Genomic DNA, 24,722 nt, shown 5'->3' with positions numbered 1-24,722 from the left:
GCGCAATCTAACGGATCAGCATGGAATAAGCTAGTACCAGAATAAAAATTACAGAATAGCCGTTAGCGTCAGTTGCAGCATAAGACCGGAGCTCTTCTAAAATAGTTCACTGTTTTTGCTAATTATTTCACTAATGAACCCATAAGTACTTTCCGTGCGTTAATCGGTTAACCCCTCATCATTTACGCCTCAAACCGTTAACGAAGTCGTTTATTTTCGTAACGATTTTAATCTATAAATTAACATCAACTAATACAGGTATATGTAGACATACGTTTGAATGATTGATTTAATCAAATAAGTGTTTTTGTTGTATTTAAGATTTTCACACAATCAACAAGTGATGATGGGAATCACGATTGAGGCTGTTAACGCTTAAAGTTGAGACACAAGGAAAAGTGAGACTCACTCAACAATGCAAATTGCTGAGACAACAATAATAAGGATAATTATCTTGAACAAAATAATGCACCTGAATAAGCTCATGCTGGCTATTGGCGTTGCGTCAACAGTCTTTCTCGCTGGTTGTGGTAACGACACTGACTACTCAAAAACGCCAGAAGTCACACCTGAACCTGAAGTCACTCCACCATTACAAGCTTTTGCCCCAGACGGAATGCTTAAAGCGCAAATTCGCCGCACTGCATATGGGGTTCCCCACATTCAAGCTGACAACCTTGAAAGTTTGGGCTTTGGTAGCGGTTATGCTCAAGCACAAGATAACTTATGTGTCTTAGCTGATGGATTTATTAAAGCAAACTCTGAACGTTCGATGTACTTTGGTCCCCACGCCTCAATTGACTTTGCCACTGGTTTACCTACTGCAGAAGATAACGGTAACCTGGTTTCTGATTTCGCCTATAAAGCATTAAAAATAAGAGAAATGGCGGAAGCCCAGTATCCACAATTTAGCTATAACTCCCGTGCGTTAATGGAAGGATTTAGCGCAGGCTACAATCAATTCCTAGCCGATGTTGAAGCAGGTGAACAAGAAGCAGAACCATTTTGTGCCGGCCAACCTTGGGTTAAACCGATTGAAGGCGTCGACATTGCCAACTATCTCTTCTCAATCGCCCTGCTACCCGGTGCAGCAAACTTCTTAGACCTCATTTTCTACGCCAATCCTGGTGACGGAGAAGAGTATCTTCCTCGTATCGTCGGCCCTGCACCGTCTCCATCTCAAACCGCCTTCATTCAAGATGTGAATAATAAGCTACTAGCTCGAGCAAACACCATTACCACGCCAGAAACCAATCCACGTAACCTAGGCTCAAATGGCTGGGGTTTAGGCAAAGATAAAACTGAAAATGGTAAAGGCATGGTGTTAGGTAATCCGCATTTCCCGCATACGGGTAACTTACGTTTTTGGCAATCTCATGTGACGATCCCTGGTCAACTTGATGTCATGGGCGGCTCATTAGTAGGCATGCCAGGGTTAATTAATATTGGCTTTAACAAGGATTTAGCTTGGACGCATACCTTCTCAACTGCTGAACATTTTGTGATGTATAACCTTGAGCTCGTCAGTGGCGACCGCATGCAATATATGTATGAAGGCAGCCCAATGCCAATTACCAAAGAAACCGTACAGGTTTTGGTTAATGGCGGCGCAGCAGGAATGCTTATTGCTGAAAAAGATATTTACACCACAGCTAAAGGCCCCATTGTTGAAGCCCCAGCAGCCCTTGCTCCCTTTGGTTGGGATGATGGCCAAGCCTTTATGCTTCAAGATGCCAATATGGCAAATAAAGATCCTATCGATCATTGGTTTGCTATGAACCGTGCAACAAATAAAGAGGAGTTTCAGCAAGCGTTTAAAAGCTTTGACGGGGTTATATTTAATAACACTATGTATGCAGATAAAGAAGGCAATGCCTTTTATATTGATGATTCTACGGTACCAGGCTTAACTGACTTTGCCGTGAGCTTATTAAAAACCAACCCTGATATCATTGCCGCAAGAGAGCAGGCAGGATTTACCATTTTACCGGGGAACACGTCAATTTTTCATTTTGATAGCCCAATGCCTTATGAGCGAGCACCAAAGCTTGAGCGAACTGATTTCGTACAAAACTCAAATAACTCATTTTGGTCAACTAACTTAGCTCAGCCACTGGAAAACTACTCACCTATGTACGGTCCTGAACGCGGTCAATTATCATTGCGAACCCGAATGGGCTTAACCTTGATGGAAGATGCGGCCGGTGATGACGGTAAGTTCAATGTTGATGAGTTAGAAGCCGCAGTCTTATCCAACCGAATCTTTTTAAACGATCTGGTTTTCAGTGATTTAATCAGCCAGTGCCAAGCACAAGCGGATACTCCTGTAGAAGTAAGTGCAACCCAGTCAAAAGACATCAGTGCTGCATGTGGTGCATTAACGGCTTGGAACGGCAAGCAAGATAACGACAGTGTCGGCGGCGCGTTAATTCGTGAATTTGCCCATCTGTTCGATCAAAGCACCATGTTATCAGTGCCATTTGATGCCACCAATGCAGCCATGACACCCAACACATTAGCCACTGATGGTAGTGCGCTCGTGGCGCTTGCACGCGCAGCTATGAATGTTGAAGCTGCTGGGTTTACCGTTGATTCAACAATGGGAACGGTTCAGTTCGTTGAAAAATCACTGCCTAATGGCACGGCTTCGGGGACTAAACTACCTTGGCCAGGTACACATAACGCAGAAGGTGGTTTTAATGTATTCTCCACCAGCTTATCTGGCGATGATACGTTAATACCACAGCACAAATATGCTGCAGTGATGGATGCAGTTTCAGGTGCACCGCTTTCTTCAGGGTTAACTGCAGAAGGATATCAAATCCGCTATGGTTCTAGCTGGATGATGGCGGTGAGCTTCACCGATGAAGGGCCTGTCGCAAAAGGCATATTAACTTACTCTGAGTCGAGTAATATTCTTAAACCAGCCTTTGCTGATCAAAGCATATTATATTCAACTGAAAAACAGTTTAGACCGCTTTTGTTTGCTGAATCTGATATTGCGGCTTCGGTAGAAAGCACCACAGAGCTGAGCTTTCAAAAAGGTGAATAAATACCCTCAATAATCAAAATGGGTACTGACGCTATTAATGTCTTGCCCATTTTTTTAACCTTGTCAGCAAAATTTAAGTGCTCAAGCTTTACAACAAGCTCCCGCTAAGTGTGTACAGATTTACTTGACCACATCACATCACATCACATCACATCACATCACATCAGCCCACCAACTTAAGCAATCAGCAATAAACATCAAAACAAATAACCAAAACACAACCAAATTAACACCCACCTCAAGCACAAAAACAACAAAGAGATAAAATCGCAACCTACTGTTTACATTGATATGTTTTATTTGGAACATATAAAAACACTTGTATAAAATCCCACTCAGCTTCCACTAAAGGCAGCATATATAAATAACAATGGGGTTTTAAAATGAAAGTATTCAAAACAGCTGCAGCACTTGCTGTCAGTGTTGCATTACTAGCGGGTTGCAACGACGAAACCAACAATTATTACCCAGGTGAACCTACACCTGAAACCACAGATGTTCGTATCGGTACCTATAACCTTTCTTTTGACAGAAGTACCTACGCAGATCTTGTTGAAGAAATGAAGCTAACACCGGCTGTTCAGCAGGATTTAATGGACAAGTGGTTTGACGGCACATTAACTGACGATGAACTCGCAGTTGCAGAAAAAGTCATTCAAATACGTAACGTAGCAGCGATTATTCAAACTGAGCGCCCAGCAGTTCTATTAATGGGTGAGTTCAATAACGACGGGACAGGTGAAGACCAACAAGCCATTCAAGGTTTCCGCTTAAACTACCTTTCAGTGCCGCAAAACGCATTAGGTTCGACATCTGATGATGTTGAATTACTTGAGCCTATTCAATTCGGGTATGCTGAGAGCTTTGCCACTAACACTGGCCTATTAAGTGATCACGACTTAGATCGTAATGGCACTGTCGCATTGCCAGGTGATGCATGGGGCTTTGGTTTCTACCACGGTCAATATGCCTTCGGACTATTATCACAATACCCAATTGATACAGACAACGTGCGTACTTTCCAAAACTTTAAGTGGAAAGATATGCCAGGTGAAGTAAACCCAACTATCACTAACTGTGAAGACGAAAACAATCCAATTCCTGAAGGTATGGCTTGTGGTGATGAATGGTACACAGCAGAAGCTTGGGCTGAAAAGCCAATGTCATCTAAAAACCACGTTGATGCGCCAATCATCATCCCTACTGCTGATGGCGACAAAGTGATTCACTTATTAATGTCTCACCCTACCCCCCCTATTTTCGACACGGTTACCGAAAATAACAAACTGCTTAACCGTGCAGAAATCAAATTCTGGGACGATTACATTTCAGGTGAAGGTAGTTACATTTACGATGATGCTGGCACTAAAGGCGGTATTTCTGCTGACTCATCTTTCGTTATTCTAGGCGATTTAAATGCCGATCCTGAATCAGGCGACGGCTACTTAGATACCATCAAAGGGTTAATGTACAGTGACCACGTTAATCAACTTGCTACGCATGGTGTATATGCACCAAGCAGTTTAGGTGGCCCTGAATGTTTATCAAATGGTGAATGTAGAGCTGAAAACTGGGGCACTAAATACCCAGATGTTATCACCAGCACTTCAGGCCTTCGTTTAGACCACGTTATTCCTTCAAGCGATTTAAATATCACTGATTCTGGTGTGTTCTGGCCTGCATCATTTGAAGATGGTCGTTTAATGATGAACGACGAACGTGTAGGTAACTGGGGCGGTGGCGGAAAGTCTGTCTCATCAGATCACCGTTTAGTGTGGATTAACGTTGAGCTGTAATTACGTTGATTAATCTTGCACCACTTTAAGATAACTAAGCCCGCTTTTTAGCGGGCTTTTATATGTCTTTCATTATTTAATCGCGCATGCTTGGTTGGTGTTAACTATCATTAGCATCCAATTCCTGCTGTAGCTTCTCTAACTCATCTAAAATCCGCAAAAACTTTTGTCCAAAACTTGTCACTTGATATTCAACTCTTGGCGGAATTTCACTAAAAGTCACCCTATCTAAAATACCAAATTCAACGTTACGCTTTAAATATTGGTTCAACACTTTAGTGGTTAACCCTTCAACATGGTTCACCATCGCTCCAGGTCGATTAATACCGTTAGCCAGTAGTTGATAGACCGTCAGTGACCACTTACACCCGTATATAGTTTCAACCATACGAGCGGAGCGCTCTGGTGCTGACTTTTTTGAAAATAAAGCGTCGTGTTTTTGCATATCTATCTACCTTAACCACCAAACATCACATCTTGCTTGCCATCTAACCAAAGCGGGTATTTCGTCATCACCTTACTGAACATCTTGCTTTGTAAGTAACGATTTAACCATGCTCTGACATTGGGATAGGGTGACTGTAAATACCATTGACGTTCAACGCGGGCAAACTGACGGATAAAGGGTAACAGTGCTATATCGGCTAAACTTTCTCGATTGGCCATTAAATAATCTTGCCCGTCTAACAATTGCTCTAACTGATGGATATATTTTTCACACGCTTGACGACATTCATCGATATTTGACTCGCTATAACGCTTGGCACATTTATAGTTCTCTAAGCAGCGTTTAAACTCACTATCAAATTGATAAATTAATATCAGCATTTTATCCAGTAACTCAGGAGTATCTGTAAACAACAAATCATCAGGGTCACCCTGAGTTAATGCCCATAGCATCACTTCAAAGCTTTCTTCAATCACAATGCCCTTTTCAGTCACAATCACTGGCACAGTTCCTTTAGGTGAGGCCACTAACATTTCTGAAGGTTTATCACTCAAAACCAGGTCTCGCAGCAAAACAGGCTGCTGCGACTTATAAATGGCAATTCTCGCCCGCATTGCAAAGGGGCAGTTTCTTAACGAGTAGAGTACGGGTAAATCCATGATTTTATTCATTCTTGTGTTGTTTTCCCTACAACTTATATACGGGCTTACTAATTAATAATGTACTTTAACGATATTCATTAGCAAAATATACGGGTAACATCCCCCCATTAAAATTAACTGAGAACCTTTTAGATCATGAAACCGAAGATTGAATTATTAGCCCCAGGTGGTGATGTCGATGCGATTAAAGCGGCCATTATTGCGGGTGCAGATGCTGTTTATTGCGGCTTAGATACTTTTAACGCCCGTAATCGCGCTGCTAATATTTCCTTCGATCAATTGGTCGGGATCATAAGACTTGCCCATCAATACGACTGTCGTATTTTCTTAACCCTAAATATCGTTATTTTAGAACAAGAATTTAAGACCTTATTGAAGCTGCTCAACAGATTGGTTAACACCACTTTAGATGGCGTAATTGTGCAAGATATGGGGCTGCTTTATGTATTACGTAAGCATTTCCCAACCTTAGATATTCATGCATCAACCCAGTTGACCACCCACAATGCCGGACAGATTCCATTTTTAAGAAAACTGGGCGCAACCCGAGTCAATTTATCTCGTGAGCTCAACTTAAGAGAAATTACCTCCCTTGCGCAAGTCAGTAAAGAACACGACACCTTATTAGAAGTGTTTGTGCATGGTTCGTTATGTGTCGCTTTCTCTGGTTTATGTTATTCAACCTCTGCCAGTGCTGGTAATTCTGGTAACCGTGGCCGTTGTAGCCAAGCATGCCGTGAAGAATACGAAACCACAGAGTCAGGAAATAACTTTCCACTTAACATTAAAGATAACTCGGCCTTTTTTGACCTACCTGCATTAATCGACGCTGGCGTTTATTCATTTAAAGTTGAAGGCCGCATTAAAGGCGCAAGTTACGTTCACACTGTGATTGATAGTTTCCGTAAACAAATTGATGGTTATGTTGAAACAGGCGAACTCACCCAAGACGGCGAGCGTTTATACAAAGTCTTTAACCGTGACTTCACTAATGCCTTCTTACGTGGTGACTTAAATCAGTCAATGTTTATTGATAACCCACGTGACAATTCAAAAAATCACTTAGTTGATCAACTCAAAGCTGACAAAGGCGAGTCAATTTCAGTGGTGCAAATCCATGATGCTCAGCAACAATTACAAGTCGACAAGCAACAAATTAATGCTTCAGTTGACGATAAAATTGCACATCTAAGTATTGAGAAATTAAAGCTCAACTTAAGCTTTGCAAGCGAGCCAAATAAGCCGTTAACCCTAACGGTAACCACTGAACATAACAGCAGTGATTTAGCCGATGCTGAAACTAAAACAGTGGTGTTTAGCTCGAGTAGCTTAATGATGCCAAGTGAGAAGCTCAGTGTTGATAAAGAAGCCATTGAAAAACGCTTTAAAAATATCAACAATGCCAACTATGAATTAGTCCAACTGCAAACTGACAAGCTTACCGATGGATTAAGTATTCCATACCGTGAAATCACCACCTTAAAAAATGAATTGTTAGCTTACTTGAATGATGGCATTGCAGTTATTGCTGAAGTTGAACTACCTAAACTTGCACGTCATCCAAAAGATGCAGAGCAAAAGCCCGCACTTTCAATGCTAATTTGTGATGAGGAAGATGCCAAACTTGCTGAAGTGACCGATGGGGACATCTACTTTAAATTACCTGATGCGTACAAGCGTGGCTGTACAAAGTATGTTGACTTTTTACAACAAAACCCAAGATTGATCCCTTGGTTCCCACCAGTGCTGATTGGTAAGGATTATGACGTAGCATTAAATATTTTACAGCAAGTTAAGCCAGAGTTAATTGTCACCAATAACACAGGTATTGCTTATCACGCGCAGCAACTTGGGATTAAGTGGATTGCAGGTCCGTTTTTAAATACCACTAACTCTTATGCTTTACTGGCTATGCAAGAAGGCTTTGATTGTACAGGTGCGTTTATTTCTAATGAAATTAACAAACAGCAAATCAAGCAAATTGCCCGACCTAACAACTTTAAAATGCTCTACAGTATTTATCATCCCATTCTATTGATGGCGAGCCGTCAGTGCTTTTTCCAGCAAAGTGTTGGCTGTGAAAAACCCCGTATTGATAATGGCTGTATGTTGTCTTGTGATAAATCCACCAGCATTAAAAACCTCAAGGGTGACTCGTTCGCTATTGATAAGCAAAAAGCCGGATACCCAAGTATTTATAACCAAGACCAATTCTTAAATACCGAGATCATTGATGATCTTAGCCATATGTTCGACGGCTTTATGATTGATTTAACTAACATAGGTGCAGGTGACAAAGAGTCGCCAGATAAGGTTGAGCTAATTAAACAGTTTGAGGCTTTGCTTGATGGCCAAAATGAGGTCAGCACGACTCTTGCGACCATGGTGCCAGAATCAACCCACTTACAATATAAAAACGGTTTATAAGCTAAACTCATTATCACTTTAAGACGCCCTAGCTAACATCATTTAGCTAGGGCTTTTTGATATATGAAATCATCTATATTAAAAATAAAGTTGATTTTCATCACCTTAGATAAAAGGTGTTTCAATCTGTATCCAAGCTAGGTATCACAAAATAAATTAAACACCTGTTTAAATTAAGGTTTTTACCCCTTGCAGTATCTTCATCTATTTTTTCTATTTAAACAGTTGTTTTCACTACTTTTAATAACATCTCTTTTAGTTTACATTTGGCCAATATTTTGAGATTAGCATCACAATTTTAATAATAATTAGATCTCTGCAGTCAAATATAAGAAGCATTATGACCCAATATACGGCCAGCAATAAAGAGTACTTTTTCTCTCCCGACACCCCTCTCGTTTCCAGCACCGATCCCAAAGGCAACATTACCCACTGTAATCAAGCTTTCATTGAAACCAGTGGTTATAGCCGAGAAGAGTTACTGGGAAAACCACACAATATTGTTCGCCACCCCGATATGCCCTCCGCGGTTTTTGCCACAATGTGGAAAACCCTAAAGGCAGGTAATGTGTGGATGGGCTTAGTTAAAAACCGCCGTAAGAACGGTGACTTCTATTGGGTCAGTGCTTTCGTAACGCCAGTATTTGATGGTAAAAAGCTAGTGGGATATGAATCCGTTAGAGTATGCGCTGAGCCTGCAGAAAAGCAGCGAGCCAATACAGCCTACCAACGTATCAAAGCGGGTAAGTCTGCCAATACACTGTTAACCAGTGCTCGTTTAAATTTCAATAAGCTATTACCTACCCTTTTGCCTAGCACATTACTCATTTTGTTTTTCAGTTGGCAAAACAACACCACAGCAGTGATTGCAACCCTAATTGCCGCAAGTGTCAGTAGCTTTTGGGGTCTGCAGCAACAAGCATCACATTGGCGGTCATTACTCGCTATTAGCCCCAAGTCATTCGCAGATAAAACCGTCGCGCAAACCTACTTTGATGATGCTGGTGTAAGCGCACAAGCAAAGCTTGCTTTTATCAGTGAAATAGCGAGGTGCCGTACAGCACTCACCCGAATTAATGAGTCGGTATCAGGTCTTGATGATATCTCTTCAACCAGTAAAGCACAGGTCAAAGTCACCCAAACCTCTGTTGAACAGCAGGGCTTAGCCACTCAACAAATTGCGTCAGCCATCACTGAAATGTCTCAGGCAATACAAGAAGTCGCTCAAAAGATTGAGGAGAACTCACATAGCGCTGAAAACGTGATGCAGTTTGTCGATACTGGCACCCACTTAGCTGATGAATCACTTAACTCAATTCATCAATTAAGCCACACAGTTGACAGTATTGCTGTGACAGTTAAAGAGCTGGCAGATTCTACTCAGCAAATAGGCCAAGCAGCTAATCTGATTTCATCTATTGCAGACCAAACGAACCTGCTGGCTCTTAACGCAGCCATTGAAGCGGCACGTGCAGGCGAGCAAGGTCGAGGTTTTAGTGTTGTAGCAGATGAAGTACGCGCCCTCGCCCTTAAAACCCGTGAATCAACAGATCAGATTCATGCTGTGATTAAGCAATTATCTGCTCGTACAAGCAGTGCCGTAGATATGTCGGCTCAAGGTGAACTTGCAGCGAAACAAGGGGTAGAAATTGTTGAAAACACCCGAAATGCCCTTGGTGAGATTAAAGATGCTGTAGGTAATATTACTGATATGACCTTTCAAATGTCATCAGCCGTTGAAGAACAAAGTGCAGTCGCTGAACATATTAATCAGCAAATCATCGACATTGCAGATGGCGCTTCTGATACTGCAGATGCCGCTAAAGAATCTCTACGAGCCAGTGAGTCACTAGAAAGCACCATCAGTACCTTCCATTCGTTAATTAGACGCTTTCGCCTGTAATCTCAGTTGTTACTCACCCCATGAACGGCATGTTAACCTTCAACATGCCGTTCATATCAATCTCTCCTCGTACATTGCTAGCACTATCAATGGTGAAAAGTTATAATCCTTCGCTTACATCGAAGACCCTTTCTTAAACCTAGGAGCTATTTTTGGCACACACTTACATTCCATTAGATGCATACAAACGCAAGTGGATCTTTAACCATAAAGATTTACCCGTGTTAGATACAGATAAAGCATTAATCAAACCGCTCACTGAAAAAAGTGCTATGACGGTTTGGAATCAATGGATCAGTAATAAATGTAATCGTGCTGAATTGTTTTCTAAAGGAGATTGGGCTGCAAAGCAAGATGCTTGGAAACAAACCGAACATTGGCAATCAGCATGGGATTCTGACGATAATACATTACCAGAGCCTATCGCTGAGTTCATTGATTGGGACGAAGACACTCAAGTGTTTTTCTGCTACGAAAAATACCAAATAATCGAAACCACTTGGGTTGTATTTGCCCGTAATTGGAAAGCATTTTTGTTTTTTGATGACGGTCCTATCTTGATTGCTCCCAAGAAAAAACAAGCAATCATGTTTGAACAAAATGGACAATATAAGCTAGGGATGCGCAGCTAAAAAACCAATAAGCCAGGTTTACTCAATGATCTCGACAGAGCGTTTTAAATGTTCGTCGAGTTCAACATCGACCTGACTGATACGAAAATAATAAATGAGTACCCTATGAAAGCACTTTCAACCATCGCACTTACCGCAGCTTTACTGACCCCAATGCTTGCTGAAGCTAAAACCGTTTCTGGTGTTGAGTTAGCAGATAACCTAACCATTGCCGAGCAATCACTAGCGTTAAATGGCGCAGGCGTTCGCAGTAAATTCTTTATGGATTTATATGTTGGTAGCCTCTACATTGCCACGCCAGCCAATGATTTGACCGCCGTATTAGATCAATCAACTGCTGTTATTCGCCTTAACATTACCTCGGGTATGATCACCTCAGACAAAATGACCGATGCAATTGAAGAAGGCTTTGACAGCGCAACCAATGGCAACACCGCTTCAATAGACAAAGACATAGCCCAATTTATGGGTCTGTTTACTGAAGAAGTCAGTAAAGGCGATCAATTTACCTTTGTCACCCATAAAGGCGCTGGCGTCACCAGTTTTAAAAATGGTGTCGAACAAGCCACAATCGCAGGTGAAGCATTCAGACAAGCACTGCTAAAAATTTGGTTAGGCGACGAACCTGCGCAAAAAAGCTTACGTAAAAACATGTTGGCTCAATAACTTTGGTAGCAAAAATAAATATCAAAAAGCGACCTGATGGTCGCTTTTTTGGTTTGTCGTTAACAATGAGATTAGAAAAAACTCAATCCGCTATGTGCTATATGCTCAGCCCCTAAACAATGAAATTTATCGACTAAAACTTGTAGATTAAAACTTAATATCGAAAGCTAAGCCTATCGCAGACTGATTTTCTATTTCGTCAGTCACATTAGGCTCACTGAGCTCCATTTCACTGTTAAAGAAGTAACCGCCATAAGCATTAATGGTCGCTTTTTTACTGATGCTCCAACCCGCCCGGACAAAGCCTACCCATTCTTCCATCTCAATGGTTTGTTCTTGATCTGTAATCAAAAAGCGCTCTGAACGACGTGAACTACCAACACCGAAGTTCCACTTGTCATTCATTTCATAGGAAAGCTCTAAACCTGCAGGACCACTAAAGCCGGCTTGAAATGGGTTACCCAAGGTAAGTTTGTCGGTAATTTTCCAGCGAATAGCTAAGTAAGGAACAGTCTTAACTTCAGAAATATCGTTAAGGTAAGCCACGCCGAATCCAAGCATATTACCTGATTCAAAACGGTACATAGCCGAGCCCACCACACCATAACTTTGTGCATCAGACGATGACGCAGTATTGGCATAAGCATATTGCAGTTTTGGCGCTAACAAAAACATCCAGTTTGTGTCAGTTGGTCGATAAGTTAATGACAAACCTGCACTGTATTTATTAATTGAACTCCAAGGGGCAACCTGGCCATTTAGTAGGTCACTATCAATATTCTTAAAGCCGTAATCTAAATTGTCATAACCAATATTAGCGCCGAGCATCCACTCTTTGCTCAGTGGCATAGCGCCTGAAAGTTTTAATCGCCAAACATCACGTTGTAATTCAGTATTAGTGTCACCCACTTGAGCTGCATCTGTAGAAGTGCGCGATACATGAAACTTAAAAGGTGAGTAATCATATGCAGCAGCATAAGGAGTGAGAAACAGTCCCGCAATCACACTCAATTGCGCCACTTTTTTTAATCGACCAGCATTAAGCTGATTAGCTTGGAACAAGCTTGGGGTAACGTTCATTAACTGCTTCCTTTCTCATTATTATTATGATCAAAATATTGAATGCCAAATCTACACGTCAATACTCTGACCTATTCAATTTGGATCACAAATTCAATGTATTATGAGATATTACACAGTTTTAGGTTATCACAACAGTAGCAAGTGAATACACGCTGCTATATTAATATTTGATGATATAACATGGCTGGTTTATTTTCGGTGGGCATTTAAAAATAAGCTCACAGTATCCTCAATATAGCTCTGCCTATTTTGTACAAGATCGCTCACATCCAGCCCAAGCTCTAAGCGCATTTTGAGTTCACCAAACAGCATCAAACACAGTCGCACAGCACTATCGTGTGGCTTGGCAAAATAAAGCTCATCATGTTTATTCACTCGGCTAAAGTAATCACTTAATAACCCTAATACATGCTTTGGCCCTGCATCAAAATACAATTTAGATAAATCTGGGTGAGTATCAGCGTGGGCTAAACAGGTTTTAAATACCGCCAAAACTTCTTCACTGACAATCAACTCGCCAAATTGGGTAGCAAACGTTCTTATGGTTTGCTCAGCATTCGTTGAGTCTTCAAGTAAGTCACCGGTTAATTGGTGCACGACACATTTAGACTCAATCGCAGCAATAAATAACTCATCTTTAGAGCCAAAATGGGAATAGACGGTTTGCTTTGATACCCCGGCTTTTTTCGCCACTAAATCCATGCTGGTATTAGGAAACCCTTGCACACAAAACAGCTCGATCGCCGCTTGAAGTATTTGGGCACATTTCTGCTCACTACGCGTTTTCGGCGCATTATGCTGGCAAAGTGTAGAGTGTTTCGCAGTTATCATTATAAATTCATCTTTTATTTTTTTGGGGCTTCGCTTATTGATTTAAAGCCTTTTTTACATTTTCTTGCAGCAAACTTGTTACAAGAGATAACATTTAATCACAAATTAGACTGGACAGTCTAGTTTTATGGAAATACACTTACATCAAAATGGACTAGACAGTCTAGTTCTGGAATTTAGAATCGCACGATGTTAAGTGCAGGTCAATATGAGTCATATTGAATTGCCTATAAAGTAGTATTAGCAATAGGAATGCTCCCCATGAAAACAGTGTCTCGGTCTTTTTCTGCAGGTTCTTTGTCTGTACGCTCTTTGTTTACAGGAACATTTTTTTCAAGACCATTATTTTTACGATCACTATTATCAAGATCACTATTATCAAGTTCACTATTATCAAGTTCAAAGTCGACACGAGCAGTCTCTTTACTGAGTATGACTTTTTCGATAATGCTACTTAGCGCCTGCAACAACGATGAAGCAAGTACAACAACCGTTATTGCAGTACCCAAAGTCATAACCCAACCACTCAACTTTAGCTCAAGTTACCAACATCAGCAGCGCTATACAGGCAGCGTTCGCTCAACAGATACCACAGGGGTCGGTTTTGAGCTGGCTGGTAAGCTAAGTGATATTATTGTCGACAGTGGCGACGCTGTGGTTAAAGGGCAAAAGCTGGCTTCACTGAACACCCAATTACTCGAGGCTGAATATCAACAGTTAAGTGCCTCATTGCAACAGACCCAAGCCGATTTAGACTTAGCCCAAAGTAACTTCGAACGTTCAGTAGAGCTTAAAAAGAAGCAATATGTCTCAGAGCAACAATTTGACGAAACCCAGCAACAGGTTTCCAGCCTGTTAGCCAACCAAAAACGTCTACAAGCCTCTTTATATGCAACAGAACTTAAACTTGAAAAATCCACATTAGTCGCGCCCTTTAATGGCACTATCAGCAAACGCCATCACAACTTGGGCGAAGTAATCGCTCTGGGTAGCCCTGTTTTTACCTTAATTGGCACCAGTCAACAGCAGGCCTATATCGGTGTACCTATTGCTGTCGCGCAGACTTTAACAACTAACCAAATGGTGAACATACTCATTGGCAGTAAAAGCTATAAAGGCCGTGTTGCCGGTATCAGCGCTGAAATTGATAGCGTGACCCGCACGGTGCAATTACGCATAGATTTACCTAGTAATGATTTATCCAAAAGTAACCAGCCAATCATTAACGGTGAGATAGCCTATTTAGCGTACCAACAGCAAATTGAAGATGCTGGCTATTGGGTGCCTATTGCATCACTCACTGACGGTGTAAGAGGTTTATGGAATGTGTTTGTAGTGACCAAAAATGAGAAAGGTATCTCAAAAATTGAGCGTCGTGATGTTGATATTATCTATACCACCGAACAACAAGCTTACATCAATGGTGCATTAAACAAACACGATGTCATCGTGACTAAAGGGCTACACAAGCTTGTGGTAGGCCAACATGTTAACCCGACGTCTGAGACTGTGGCGAGGTCACTATGATTAAGGCATTTGTTGAAAATGGCAGACTAGCCAGTTTGATGATTGCACTGCTGTTAGTCGCGGGTTTAGGCGCGATAAATAGCTTGCCACGCACAGAAGATCCAACAATTACCAACCGATTTGCCTCGGTTGTCACTCAATACCCTGGTGCTTCGGCTGAGCGTGTTGAAGCTTTAGTCACTGAAGTCTTAGAAAATGAACTACGCCGATTAGAAGAGTTAAAGCTGGTTCAATCAACCTCACGACCTGGTATTTCCGTTATCCAGCTTGAGTTGAAAGACAACGTCATCGATACAGCCCCAGTGTGGTCTAGGGCCAGAGATCTGATTGCAGACAGCAAATACCAACTACCGACTACCGCACAAAATGGCATCCTTGACGATCAGACAGGCTATGCCAATACCGCCATTTTAGGGCTGGTGTGGAGCAGTGATACACCTATTCGTACCGATATACTTAATCGATATGCAAAAGAGTTACAAAGCAAGCTTCGAGTTTTAAATGGCACTGATTTTGTAAAACTATCTGGCACACCAGATGAAGAAATTTTAGTTGAACTCGATGGCAATAAAATTAGCCAACTTAAATTAACTCCAGCTAGCATCGCTTCTATCCTTTCCAATGCAGACAGTAAAATCTCAGCGGGTGAAATCAATAACGCCACATTTAAAGCGTTAATTGAAGTCTCTGGTGAACTCGACTCAATCACCCGCGTCAGTGAAGTGCCACTCAAAATTGACACTAATGGGCAGATTATTCGCCTCGCTGATGTGGCAAACATCAGTCGTCAACCTAAAACACCTGCAACAACCATCGCGTTAATTAATGGCCAACCTGGTGTGCTCGTTTCAGCGCGTATGATTGATAACAATCGTGTCGATAAATGGCAAGCTCAAGTCAGTCGGGTTGTTGAGAGTTACAAAGCTAATTTACCAGCCAATATTGAAGTTCAATGGTTATTTGACCAACAAGGTTACACTAGCGTTCGTTTAGGCGATTTAATGATAAACCTTATCCAAGGTTTCTTTATTATCTTGTTTGTTTTAATGCTCACCTTGGGCTTAAGAAATGCGCTTATCGTGGCATTATCATTACCATTAACCGCGCTATTTACCTTAGCATGCATGAAATATACTGGTTTACCCATTCACCAAATGTCCGTGACAGGTTTAGTCGTGGCACTTGGGATCATGGTTGATAACGCCATTGTCATCGTCGATGCCATTGCCCAGCGTCGTAAACAAGGGTTAAGCAAACTCGAAGCTGTCAGTAAAACACTGCACCACTTATGGTTGCCGTTAGCGGGATCAACCATAACGACTATGCTTGCCTTCGCCCCGATTGTTTTAATGCCTGGCGCTGCAGGTGAGTTTGTTGGCGGCATTGCGATTTCAGTGATGTTTGCCCTATTAGGCTCATACCTTATTTCACATACTATTATCGCAGGTCTCGCTGGTCGCTTTAGTCAAGACAGTGAATCTATGGCTTGGTATCAAAAAGGCATGGCTTTTCCTCGTTTAGGTCATGCTTTTAAAACCAGTTTAGCCTTTGCGCTAAAACGCCCATTATTCAGCGCATTATTAATTGGTATATTGCCGCTTGTGGGCTTTTTTGCCTCAACTAAGATGACTGAGCAATTCTTTCCACCATCTGACAGAGACATGTTTCAAATTGAAGTGTATTTAGCGCCTCATGTGAGCTTAGATAACACCTTAAAACAAGTTAAATCCATTGATGCACGTCTTGAGTCTATTGACGATGTAGAGATGATTACTTGGGTTGTTGGCGGCAATACACCATCATTTTATTACAACCTTACCCAACGTCAGCAAGGTGCGACAAACTATGCACAAGCCATGGTTAAGGTCACTGACTTTGACGCTGCTAACCGACTGATTTTATCCTTACAAAAAGAGTTTGATACTGACTTCCCGCAAGCGCAAATCCTAGTCAGAAAACTAGAACAAGGCCCGCCATTTAATGCGCCAGTAGAGTTACGTATATACGGTCCATCATTAGACACATTAAACCAACTTGGTGAACAAGCTCGCGGTCTATTAATGCAAACCGAAGATGTTATTCATACTCGAGCGACGTTAAGTGCAGGCTCTCCGAAAGTCTGGTTACAAGTCAATGAAGACGCTAGCTTAATGAGTGGTTTAAGCCTTACCGATATCGCTAAACAAGTCGAGATGGCGACGACAGGGATCATAGGCGGCAGTATTTTAGAGCAAACTGAATCCTTGCCAGTGAGAGTCAGGTTAGCAGATCAATCTCGTGAGCAAGCAACTCGCTTATCTGAGATCAATATCGTATCAGCCAATGGCGATACCATACCGCTCTCTGCTATTGCTAATAACCAGATCAATGTTAGTCGCGGCGGTATACCGCGCCGAAATGGCGAACGAGTCAATACCATCGAAGCTTATATCGTTAGCGGAGTATTGCCGGGTAAAGTACTCGGTGACGTCAAAGCTAAACTCGAGCAAATCGAGCTTCCTTCAGGTTATCACTTAGAAATAGGCGGTGAGAGTGCTAAGCGAGATGAAGCAGTTGGCAACTTACTGTCTAACATTGTCGTGGTCGTCACCTTATTACTGGCAACGGTTGTATTGTCGTTTAACTCATTTAGGTTAACCGCCATTATCTTACTCAGTGCGTTTCAATCTGCGGGTCTTGGCTTATTAGCCGTTTACCTGTTTGGCTACCCGTTTGGTTTTACCGTTATCATAGGTCTACTGGGGCTCATGGGCTTAGCCATTAACGCCGCTATCGTAATATTGGCTGAGTTAGAAGATGTGCCCGAAGCAAGGCTTGGTAATAAAGAGACCATTATCGAACTGGTCAGCAGTTGCGGTAGGCATATCGGCTCGACCACCATTACCACCATCGGCGGCTTTTTACCTTTGATTATTGCAGGCGGCGGTTTCTGGCCTCCATTTGCAATTGCCATTGCTGGCGGAACCTTGTTAACGACTATGTTATCGCTGATTTGGGTACCGACAATGTATCTTATTTTAATGAAGAAAAAATCACAGAAATCTGAAATATTGACACCCGTACAAGTGTAATATTTTCAAATAGGGCGTGCTGTTCTTTGCTGATTGATTTTTGTTCGAGATAAAAACGGATTAAGCGCGGCGAGTGAATTGCCGCCTAGTAATCTAAGCAAAATTCGCTCAACAATGCAGAATCCGTTTTTAGCCGAACCCTAAGGGCAACGTTTGTTGTTCATTTTTACTTCGTTATCGGCTTTTTATGTAGAATAACTACACTACAAAGTCTCTGCCTTGTCTAAATGAACAACAACTCGCTGCAAAAACAACCCTAAAAGATCAACACGCCCTAATAACCATCAAAAAACGACGCATTTATGCGTCGTTTTTTTGTTTAAGATGTTGAATTACTAATTCTAGATAATTCTCAATCTTCCCATGATCTTAATCAAATAAATTCGGGGGCATATCCACTAGATTATACTTATCCTTTTTTCGGAACTTATCACATGAACTATCGAAGTTGGTCAATAACAAAACAAATAACGTACTTTTCGCTAGCGCTTACCATACTGGTATTCGGTATTATTTCTTCTGTCTCCTATTTCAGTTCGTCTAACGTTTTAAAAGAAAAAGCCATCGACTCGATGAATGAGCAAATGCAAAGTAATGCTGCACTTATCGAGTTGCAATATGTCAGCTTATTAAACCTTGCTCGCCGTAATGCCGACATTCTGCGCGCTATGTATCCAGGTAACTTTCACAAACCTGATCGCAGCGTCAAAATCTATAGCACCCAAACCCCGTCACTTGTCCATGAGAATGCCCAAATCAATGCGACTAAAAGTAAAGTAGATCGCTTTTCAAACCTTACTGGCGGTACAGCGACTATTTTTGTCAAAGATGGCGATGACTTCTTACGAATTTCCACTTCACTCAAAAAAGCAGATGGCTCAAGAGCATTAGTCACCTACCTCGGTCAATCTCATCCGGGTTATCAAACTTTGATTAAGGGTGAGACCTATGAAGGTTATGCCAAGCTTTTCGGTAAAGACTACATGACAGTTTATCGCCCGATTAAAAATGAAACTGGCGACGTCATTGGCATTTTATATATCGGTTTTGACATTACCGAGTCGATTACTGAACTGCAAAAAACCATCAACAACCTGGTGGTTGAAGAGTCTGGTTTTTACATGCTGGTCAGAAACAGTGACAAACGCCTGATATCACACCCAAGATTTAAGGTTGGTGAAGCACTTACTCCTGACATTTTAAATGGCCTAGATGCTAATAAAGTGCTCGGTCAGCATTTCAGTTATGAGTACCTCAACAATCAGCAAAAAACCATGTTTGCTAATAGTATTAATATTCCAGGATGGAACTGGACATTAATCGGCTTAACTGAAGCCGCTGAGCTAAATAATGAAAGCTTGCAACTGCTGTACATTACTGCGGGCGTTGCAGCCTTAGGGATTATCTTAATCAGTGGTTTATTGGCGATGCTGCAAGTTAAAGCCCTCGCGCCGTTACAAAAATTACAGCAACAACTTCAACTACTAGGCCGAGGCGACTTATCCCAGCAATTTGAAGTAACAGACCCCAACAGTAATAATGAAATTGACCTTATTACTGCCAGTGCAGCTGATATGTCCACCAACCTAAAAGACTTAATTGACTCGCTGCAGCACTCAGTGGAAAGCTTAGAATCACAGGCGCAAAAAGCCCAAGATATGGCAAGACTAAATGGTGATGAATCAGAGTCATTGATGATGCAAACCAACCAGATTGCCACTGCTATTGAAGAAATGTCAGCCTCTATCCGTGATGTGGCAAATCATTCAAATGAAGGCGCTACCAAAAGCCAGCAAGTAGATGAGTCATCACGCTCTGGTCATCAACAGCTAACAGAAGTGGTTGAGTCGTTAGATTTACTTAAAACCCAACTGAATGAAAGCCAAGCTAACATTGAAAATGTCAGTAAAGAAAGTGAAGCGATTAACCAAGTCACTGAGGTGATTAACAGTATTGCCGAGCAAACCAATTTGCTTGCCCTTAACGCTGCAATTGAAGCTGCACGTGCAGGCGAACAAGGCCGAGGATTCGCTGTTGTTGCTGACGAGGTTCGCTCTCTTGCTCAGCGCACCCAAAGCTCAATATCAGAAATCAGTAAAACCATTGCTCAGTTGCAATCTCAGGTTAAAAATACTGCCCAGCAAATGGAAGACAGCCATAAATTAGGCACCTTCTCAGCCGAGCAAGGAACTCAATCAAGTCAGCAATTGAGCCAAATAACTGTAAGCATCGGTGAGCTAGCCACCTTTACCAGTAGCATAGCAAGTGCCACAGAGCAGCAAAGCGCCGTAGCAGATGAAATAACCCGTAACCTACACCAAATATCCACCTTAGCAAATGAAGGCCAAGAACGTGCAGGAGAAACCGTTGAGGTTGCAGATGGTTTAACTGAACTTGCTAGTGAGCTAAAAACTAAAATTAACTTCTTTAAAGTCTAAGCATGTATTTAGATTTAGAGGTACGTTTAAATTTGAATATAGGGTTAAATTAGCTGTTGATATGCATTAATCGGGTAATTGAAATTTATCGCTATTAATGCAGGTCTTATAGAAGGCATGAGCTGAAAAGTTCATGCCTTTTTATTAGAAAACTTAACAATGACAGGAAATATAGGCCGCCCATGAAAAAACGCACCATAGCAACATTGTTCTCGACCCATGCCTTAGTGCTCGCCATTGGTTTTGGCGCTGGGATTTATGCCCTGCCAATTCTGACAGCACCTGAAGCGCCTAGTAGTGAACAAGTGTTATCCATTAGCGCCCAACAGCGATTTACCGCTCAATTTAATCGCGAGCTAAAAGACAGCGATGCATTACATTGGGGCGAAGGCACGGTCACTATCGGCGATGAATTTATCGCACTCGATGGCAAACTCTCACCTGGTCCCGACTTTAAAGTTTATTTGGCCAAAGAATTTGTAGAAACAGAAGCTGACTTCAATCGCTTAAAATCAGAAATGGTTCAGGTCGCTGACATCAAAACCTTCGATAACTTTTTAGTGCCGATAACGGCTAACGTGAATGTCGCTGAGTACAACACCTTAATCGTTTGGTGCGAGAGTTTTGGTCAATTTATTACTGCTGCACAGTATCAGCAGATAACGCAGTCATAAGGCTAACCACAACGCTATATACTCAACGCTCTTTATATCAATAGCTTCACCTGCGACCATATTTTTCTTAGCCAATAAAAAACCCTGCACAATGGCAGGGTTTTAAATATTAGCGTAAACGACTAATTACTTTTCAGAATCAGCTTCTTTGATTCTATCTAAGTTTTCAGTGTTTTCTAACCAAAGCGCATTAATGATGCCAAAAGCACAGGCTAGTAATACACCTAGTATCCAAGAGAAATACCACATAATGGCTCCTTAATTAATATAATGATGTCTTGTTCTTTTCGATGAACTCACGGTTCAAACGACCAAACATCTTGTAATAAGTCCAAGCGGTATAACTCAGTACAATCGGTACGAAAATGATTGCAGCCCAAGTCATCACATTAAGCGTAATTTCACTCGCTGTAGAATCCCACATTGTTAAGCTTACATTCGGGTCTAAAGAAGATGGCATGATGAATGGGAACATTGCTGCGCCACATGTCAAAATGATACCTGCAATAGCTAATGAGCTAAACAAGAATGCAAAACCACTACGGTTTAAACGGCTAGCAAGTACAACCAGTACTGGCATAAGCAGACCCAATACAGGGAATAACATCGTCAGTGGGTACTTATCGTAGTTAGCTAACCAAGCGCCAGCTTCAACCGCAACGGTTTTAGTCGTTGGGTTTGAAGGTCCAGCAGTGTCGATAGCAGAGGTAATGACGTAACCGTCGATACCATTTACTAACCAAACACCTGCAATAGCAAATAACACAGCAACTAAAAGGCCTGTAATTTGTGCCGCTTTAGCAGCACGAACACGTAGCTCACCTTCAGTCTTCATTTGTAGCCATGATGCACCTTGCATCACAAACATAAACGCTGCAATTAAACCTGCTAATAAACCAAATGGGTTTAATAGGCCGAATAAACCACCGTGGTAAGTTGCACGTAAGAACTGATCAAAATCAAACGGTACGCCTTGAAGCAAGTTACCAAACGCAACACCGATAATCAGCGGTGGTACGAAGCCACCAATACATAATGCATAATCCCACGACTTACGCCATCTTGGATCTTCAATTTTAGAGCGATAATCAAAGCCAACTGGACGTAGGAATAAGGCAAACAGTACCAACATCATAGCCACATAGAAGCCAGAGAAAGATACGCCATAAACCATAGGCCATGCAGCAAACAAAGCGCCACCAGCAGTAATTAACCAAACTTGGTTACCATCCCAGTGCGGGGCAATGGTATTAATCATAATACGGCGGTCAGTATCGTCTTTACCAATTACAGGTAATAACGCACCTACACCCATATCAAAACCGTCGGTCACAGAGAACCCTATTAGCAATACGCCAATCAGAGCCCACCAGATAAATCTTAGCATTTCATAATCAAACATAATCAGGTCCTCAGATTAAGCATCTTGGTTTTCAAAATGATATCTACCTGTCTTAAGGCTTGATGGGCCTAGACGAGCAAACTTAAACATTAAGAACAATTCAATCACTAATAGAATCGAGTAGAACACAGTGATAGAAATGATACTGAACCACAGATCCGAAGTCGTTAGACTTGAAGCTGACATGAAGGTCGGAAGCACTTCTGAAATAGTCCAAGGTTGACGACCGTATTCAGCCACAAACCAACCACATTCAATCGCAATCCAAGGCAGTGGTAAGCTGTAAAGCGCCGCACGTAATACCCAAGGCTTCTCTTCAATTTTATGACGTGTGCTTTGCCAGAATGCTGCGGCAAATACAAACAACATAATCATACCTGCACCAACCATGATACGGAATGACCAGAACATTGGCGCTACGTTAGGAATAGAATCCTTGGCAGCAGCTTTAATTTGTTCTTCAGTCGCGTCAACCACGTTTTCAGTGTAACGCTTAAGCAATAAGCCGTAACCTAAGTCACCTTTTGTTGCTTCAAAGTTTGCACGCAGTTCAGGGCTTTCATCGCCAGCTTTAAGCTGCTCGAGGAATGAATAAGCAACCATACCGTTACGAATGCGGATCTCATGCTCGTCGATTAAATCGATAATCCCTGTTACTTGCTCATCGATAGAACGCGTAGCAATGATACCCATTGCAAAAGGAATTTTAATCGCGAAGTCAGTTTCCATCTTCTCTTGATTTGGGAAACCTACCGCAGTAAATGCTGCTGGAGCTGGCTCAGTGTGCCACTCAGCTTCAATCGCTGCTAACTTAACGCGTTGTACTTCACCCACTTTATAGCCTGATTCATCACCTAACACGATAACTGACAGGATAGATGCCATACCGAAACTTGCTGCAATCGCAAACGAGCGACGAGCAAACGGTAAGTCACGACCTTTAAGGATGTAGTAAGAACTAATAGCTAGAACGAACATCGCACCGGCTACATAACCAGATGCCACTGTATGAACAAACTTAACTTGCGCTACAGGGTTAAATACCACTTCAGCGAAGCTAGTCATTTCCATACGCATGGTTTCGTAGTTAAACACAGAACCGACAGGGTTTTGCATCCAACCGTTGGCAACCAGAATCCATAACGCTGACATATTAGAAGCAATGGCGACTAACCAAGTTACTGCTAAATGCTGACGTTTACTGAATCGATCCCAACCGAAGAAGAACATACCCACTAGAGTCGACTCTAGGAAGAATGCCATTAAGCCTTCAATTGCGAGTGGTGCGCCGAAAATATCACCCACATAATGTGAGAAATATGCCCAGTTAGTACCGAACTGGAATTCCATTGCTAAACCGGTGGTAACACCTAGTGCAAAGTTAATCCCGAATAACTTACCCCAAAACTTGGTCATATCTTTATAGATTTGATTATCAGTCATCACATAAAGCGATTCCATAATAGCCAAAATAAAAGCTAGACCTAAAGTTAAAGGTACAAACAGAAAGTGGTACATGGCTGTTAGCGCGAACTGCAATCGTGACAGCTCTACAACCTCTTCAATAATCATTGGCGACTCCTTACTCGGTACATCCAAATGCCATGATGATTCCCATCAATCACAACAAGTGCCATTGCAGGAAAAATTTTATTTAAAAGTAATGCTCTTTTTAACATGTTAATTCAATGTTAACTAAGCGCTTTTATAACATTCTACGAAAACTCAATTTAGCCAGATAAAACACAAATAATGTGAGACTCACATCACACTTAATCACATAACGTGACTGCGATCGTGACTGCCATTATTTACCTTTTAGTTTGCCTTTTAAATTCAATAACTTACAGCAAACAACAAATGCTGCAGACCTTTAATTTATACCACCGAAATTTGACCTCAATCAACAAAATGACTTATAAAAAATGGGTTTTTTGCGGGTTTTGAGTAGGTGCGCAAAGTACCACCTTTTAGGTGTTGACCCTACCGCTGATAGCTGGTAGGGATTTATTTACATTTTTGTAAAATCACTAAGTCTAAACTATCTAAAACTAATGGAAACATTATCAAACCCCAAAATTAACTTTTTACATATCTGCAATAGATTTAC

The 24,722-nt window shown here is 41.6% G+C and carries 18 protein-coding genes; 10 read left to right on the top strand and 8 right to left on the bottom strand.

Annotation, left to right across the window (positions count from 1 at the left end; all coding sequences use genetic code 11):
- The first annotated feature begins 466 nt into the window (after positions 1-466).
- Together BCU84_RS17855 and BCU84_RS17850 are read left to right on the top strand one after the other, a co-directional pair.
- Entirely contained in the window at positions 467-3,052 is a 2,586-nt protein-coding gene (locus tag BCU84_RS17855; protein ID WP_102529417.1) for an acylase, read from the top strand.
- Positions 3,053-3,435: 383 nt separating this feature from the next.
- On the top strand, positions 3,436-4,848 hold the full coding sequence (locus tag BCU84_RS17850) for an endonuclease/exonuclease/phosphatase family protein (protein ID WP_102529416.1): 1,413 nt from the start codon (positions 3,436-3,438) through the stop codon (positions 4,846-4,848).
- A gap of 100 nt (positions 4,849-4,948) precedes the next feature.
- Here BCU84_RS17850 and BCU84_RS17845 read toward each other — a convergent pair whose 3' ends face one another.
- Both BCU84_RS17845 and BCU84_RS17840 read right to left on the bottom strand, forming a co-directional pair.
- Positions 4,949-5,293, bottom strand: coding sequence for a helix-turn-helix domain-containing protein (locus tag BCU84_RS17845; protein ID WP_102529415.1), 345 nt, complete (start codon positions 5,291-5,293; stop codon positions 4,949-4,951).
- A gap of 11 nt (positions 5,294-5,304) precedes the next feature.
- Complete coding sequence (locus BCU84_RS17840; protein WP_102529414.1) at positions 5,305-5,967, bottom strand: glutathione S-transferase; 663 nt, start codon at positions 5,965-5,967, stop codon at positions 5,305-5,307.
- 126 nt (positions 5,968-6,093) lie between these two features.
- Between BCU84_RS17840 and BCU84_RS17835 the strand changes: the two genes are divergently transcribed.
- The 4 genes from BCU84_RS17835 to BCU84_RS17820 all read left to right on the top strand — a co-directional run bounded on the left by BCU84_RS17835 (position 6,094) and on the right by BCU84_RS17820 (position 11,586).
- Positions 6,094-8,385, top strand: a complete 2,292-nt coding sequence (locus tag BCU84_RS17835) for a peptidase U32 family protein (protein WP_102529413.1) — start codon at positions 6,094-6,096, stop codon at positions 8,383-8,385.
- 340 nt (positions 8,386-8,725) lie between these two features.
- Positions 8,726-10,288, top strand: a complete 1,563-nt coding sequence (locus BCU84_RS17830; protein WP_102529412.1) for a PAS domain-containing methyl-accepting chemotaxis protein — start codon at positions 8,726-8,728, stop codon at positions 10,286-10,288.
- Positions 10,289-10,440: 152 nt separating this feature from the next.
- The gene (locus BCU84_RS17825; protein ID WP_102529411.1) at positions 10,441-10,920 is read left to right on the top strand and encodes a DUF2947 domain-containing protein; all 480 of its coding nucleotides are present in this window, start codon (positions 10,441-10,443) and stop codon (positions 10,918-10,920) included.
- 105 nt (positions 10,921-11,025) lie between these two features.
- A complete protein-coding gene (locus BCU84_RS17820) occupies positions 11,026-11,586 on the top strand; it encodes a chalcone isomerase family protein (protein ID WP_102529410.1) in 561 nt (186 codons plus the stop codon).
- 147 nt (positions 11,587-11,733) lie between these two features.
- Here the strand turns inward: BCU84_RS17820 and BCU84_RS17815 are convergent, their stop codons facing one another.
- The 3 genes from BCU84_RS17815 to BCU84_RS17805 all read right to left on the bottom strand — a co-directional run bounded on the left by BCU84_RS17815 (position 11,734) and on the right by BCU84_RS17805 (position 13,970).
- The gene (locus BCU84_RS17815) at positions 11,734-12,666 is read right to left on the bottom strand and encodes a DUF6268 family outer membrane beta-barrel protein (protein WP_241906478.1); all 933 of its coding nucleotides are present in this window, start codon (positions 12,664-12,666) and stop codon (positions 11,734-11,736) included.
- Positions 12,667-12,858: 192 nt separating this feature from the next.
- Positions 12,859-13,500 (bottom strand): TetR/AcrR family transcriptional regulator, encoded by a 642-nt coding sequence (locus BCU84_RS17810; RefSeq protein WP_102529409.1) that lies wholly within the window; start codon positions 13,498-13,500, stop codon positions 12,859-12,861.
- Between the two features lie 227 nt (positions 13,501-13,727).
- Positions 13,728-13,970, bottom strand: coding sequence for a hypothetical protein (locus BCU84_RS17805; RefSeq protein WP_133146655.1), 243 nt, complete (start codon positions 13,968-13,970; stop codon positions 13,728-13,730).
- Here BCU84_RS17805 and BCU84_RS17800 point away from each other — a divergent pair.
- From BCU84_RS17800 to BCU84_RS17785, 4 genes are all read left to right on the top strand, one after another.
- On the top strand, positions 13,948-15,027 hold the full coding sequence (locus tag BCU84_RS17800; protein ID WP_241906477.1) for an efflux RND transporter periplasmic adaptor subunit: 1,080 nt from the start codon (positions 13,948-13,950) through the stop codon (positions 15,025-15,027). The genes BCU84_RS17805 and BCU84_RS17800 overlap by 23 nt on opposite strands.
- Positions 15,024-18,098: an efflux RND transporter permease subunit gene (locus BCU84_RS17795; RefSeq protein WP_102529406.1), complete on the top strand. Its 3,075-nt coding sequence runs from the start codon at positions 15,024-15,026 to the stop codon at positions 18,096-18,098. Before BCU84_RS17800 ends, BCU84_RS17795 begins: the two co-directional genes overlap by 4 nt.
- Before the next feature lie 434 nt (positions 18,099-18,532).
- A complete protein-coding gene (locus BCU84_RS17790; RefSeq protein WP_102529405.1) occupies positions 18,533-20,536 on the top strand; it encodes a methyl-accepting chemotaxis protein in 2,004 nt (667 codons plus the stop codon).
- 182 nt (positions 20,537-20,718) lie between these two features.
- A complete protein-coding gene (locus tag BCU84_RS17785) occupies positions 20,719-21,210 on the top strand; it encodes a DM13 domain-containing protein (protein ID WP_102529404.1) in 492 nt (163 codons plus the stop codon).
- Between the two features lie 126 nt (positions 21,211-21,336).
- Here the strand turns inward: BCU84_RS17785 and cydX are convergent, their stop codons facing one another.
- From cydX to BCU84_RS17770, 3 genes are read right to left on the bottom strand one after another with little or no spacing between them, the layout of a single operon-like run.
- Complete coding sequence (gene cydX, locus BCU84_RS17780; protein WP_102529403.1) at positions 21,337-21,459, bottom strand: cytochrome bd-I oxidase subunit CydX; 123 nt, start codon at positions 21,457-21,459, stop codon at positions 21,337-21,339.
- A 13-nt stretch (positions 21,460-21,472) separates the two neighbouring features.
- Positions 21,473-22,612, bottom strand: coding sequence for a cytochrome d ubiquinol oxidase subunit II (cydB, locus tag BCU84_RS17775; protein ID WP_102529402.1), 1,140 nt, complete (start codon positions 22,610-22,612; stop codon positions 21,473-21,475).
- Between the two features lie 15 nt (positions 22,613-22,627).
- On the bottom strand, positions 22,628-24,184 hold the full coding sequence (locus BCU84_RS17770) for a cytochrome ubiquinol oxidase subunit I (RefSeq protein ID WP_102529401.1): 1,557 nt from the start codon (positions 24,182-24,184) through the stop codon (positions 22,628-22,630).
- Positions 24,185-24,722: the final 538 nt, after the last annotated feature.

Origin of the sequence: Shewanella sp. 10N.286.51.B7 (assembly GCF_002873615.1) — a bacterium.
Classification (GTDB): Bacteria; Pseudomonadota; Gammaproteobacteria; order Enterobacterales; family Shewanellaceae; genus Shewanella; species Shewanella electrodiphila.
This window is presented reverse-complemented; position numbering and strand designations above follow the sequence as displayed.

Coding starts and splice junctions, on each gene's coding strand:
- BCU84_RS17855 (WP_102529417.1), top strand. CDS start 467: ATGCACCTGAATAAGCTCATGCTGGCTATTGGCGTTGCGTCAACAGTC.
- BCU84_RS17850 (WP_102529416.1), top strand. CDS start 3,436: ATGAAAGTATTCAAAACAGCTGCAGCACTTGCTGTCAGTGTTGCATTA.
- BCU84_RS17845 (WP_102529415.1), bottom strand. CDS start 5,293: ATGCAAAAACACGACGCTTTATTTTCAAAAAAGTCAGCACCAGAGCGC.
- BCU84_RS17840 (WP_102529414.1), bottom strand. CDS start 5,967: ATGAATAAAATCATGGATTTACCCGTACTCTACTCGTTAAGAAACTGC.
- BCU84_RS17835 (WP_102529413.1), top strand. CDS start 6,094: ATGAAACCGAAGATTGAATTATTAGCCCCAGGTGGTGATGTCGATGCG.
- BCU84_RS17830 (WP_102529412.1), top strand. CDS start 8,726: ATGACCCAATATACGGCCAGCAATAAAGAGTACTTTTTCTCTCCCGAC.
- BCU84_RS17820 (WP_102529410.1), top strand. CDS start 11,026: ATGAAAGCACTTTCAACCATCGCACTTACCGCAGCTTTACTGACCCCA.
- BCU84_RS17815 (WP_241906478.1), bottom strand. CDS start 12,666: ATGAACGTTACCCCAAGCTTGTTCCAAGCTAATCAGCTTAATGCTGGT.
- BCU84_RS17810 (WP_102529409.1), bottom strand. CDS start 13,500: ATGATAACTGCGAAACACTCTACACTTTGCCAGCATAATGCGCCGAAA.
- BCU84_RS17800 (WP_241906477.1), top strand. CDS start 13,948: ATGCTACTTAGCGCCTGCAACAACGATGAAGCAAGTACAACAACCGTT.
- BCU84_RS17795 (WP_102529406.1), top strand. CDS start 15,024: ATGATTAAGGCATTTGTTGAAAATGGCAGACTAGCCAGTTTGATGATT.
- BCU84_RS17790 (WP_102529405.1), top strand. CDS start 18,533: ATGAACTATCGAAGTTGGTCAATAACAAAACAAATAACGTACTTTTCG.
- BCU84_RS17785 (WP_102529404.1), top strand. CDS start 20,719: ATGAAAAAACGCACCATAGCAACATTGTTCTCGACCCATGCCTTAGTG.
- cydX (WP_102529403.1), bottom strand. CDS start 21,459: ATGTGGTATTTCTCTTGGATACTAGGTGTATTACTAGCCTGTGCTTTT.
- cydB (WP_102529402.1), bottom strand. CDS start 22,612: ATGTTTGATTATGAAATGCTAAGATTTATCTGGTGGGCTCTGATTGGC.
- BCU84_RS17770 (WP_102529401.1), bottom strand. CDS start 24,184: ATGATTATTGAAGAGGTTGTAGAGCTGTCACGATTGCAGTTCGCGCTA.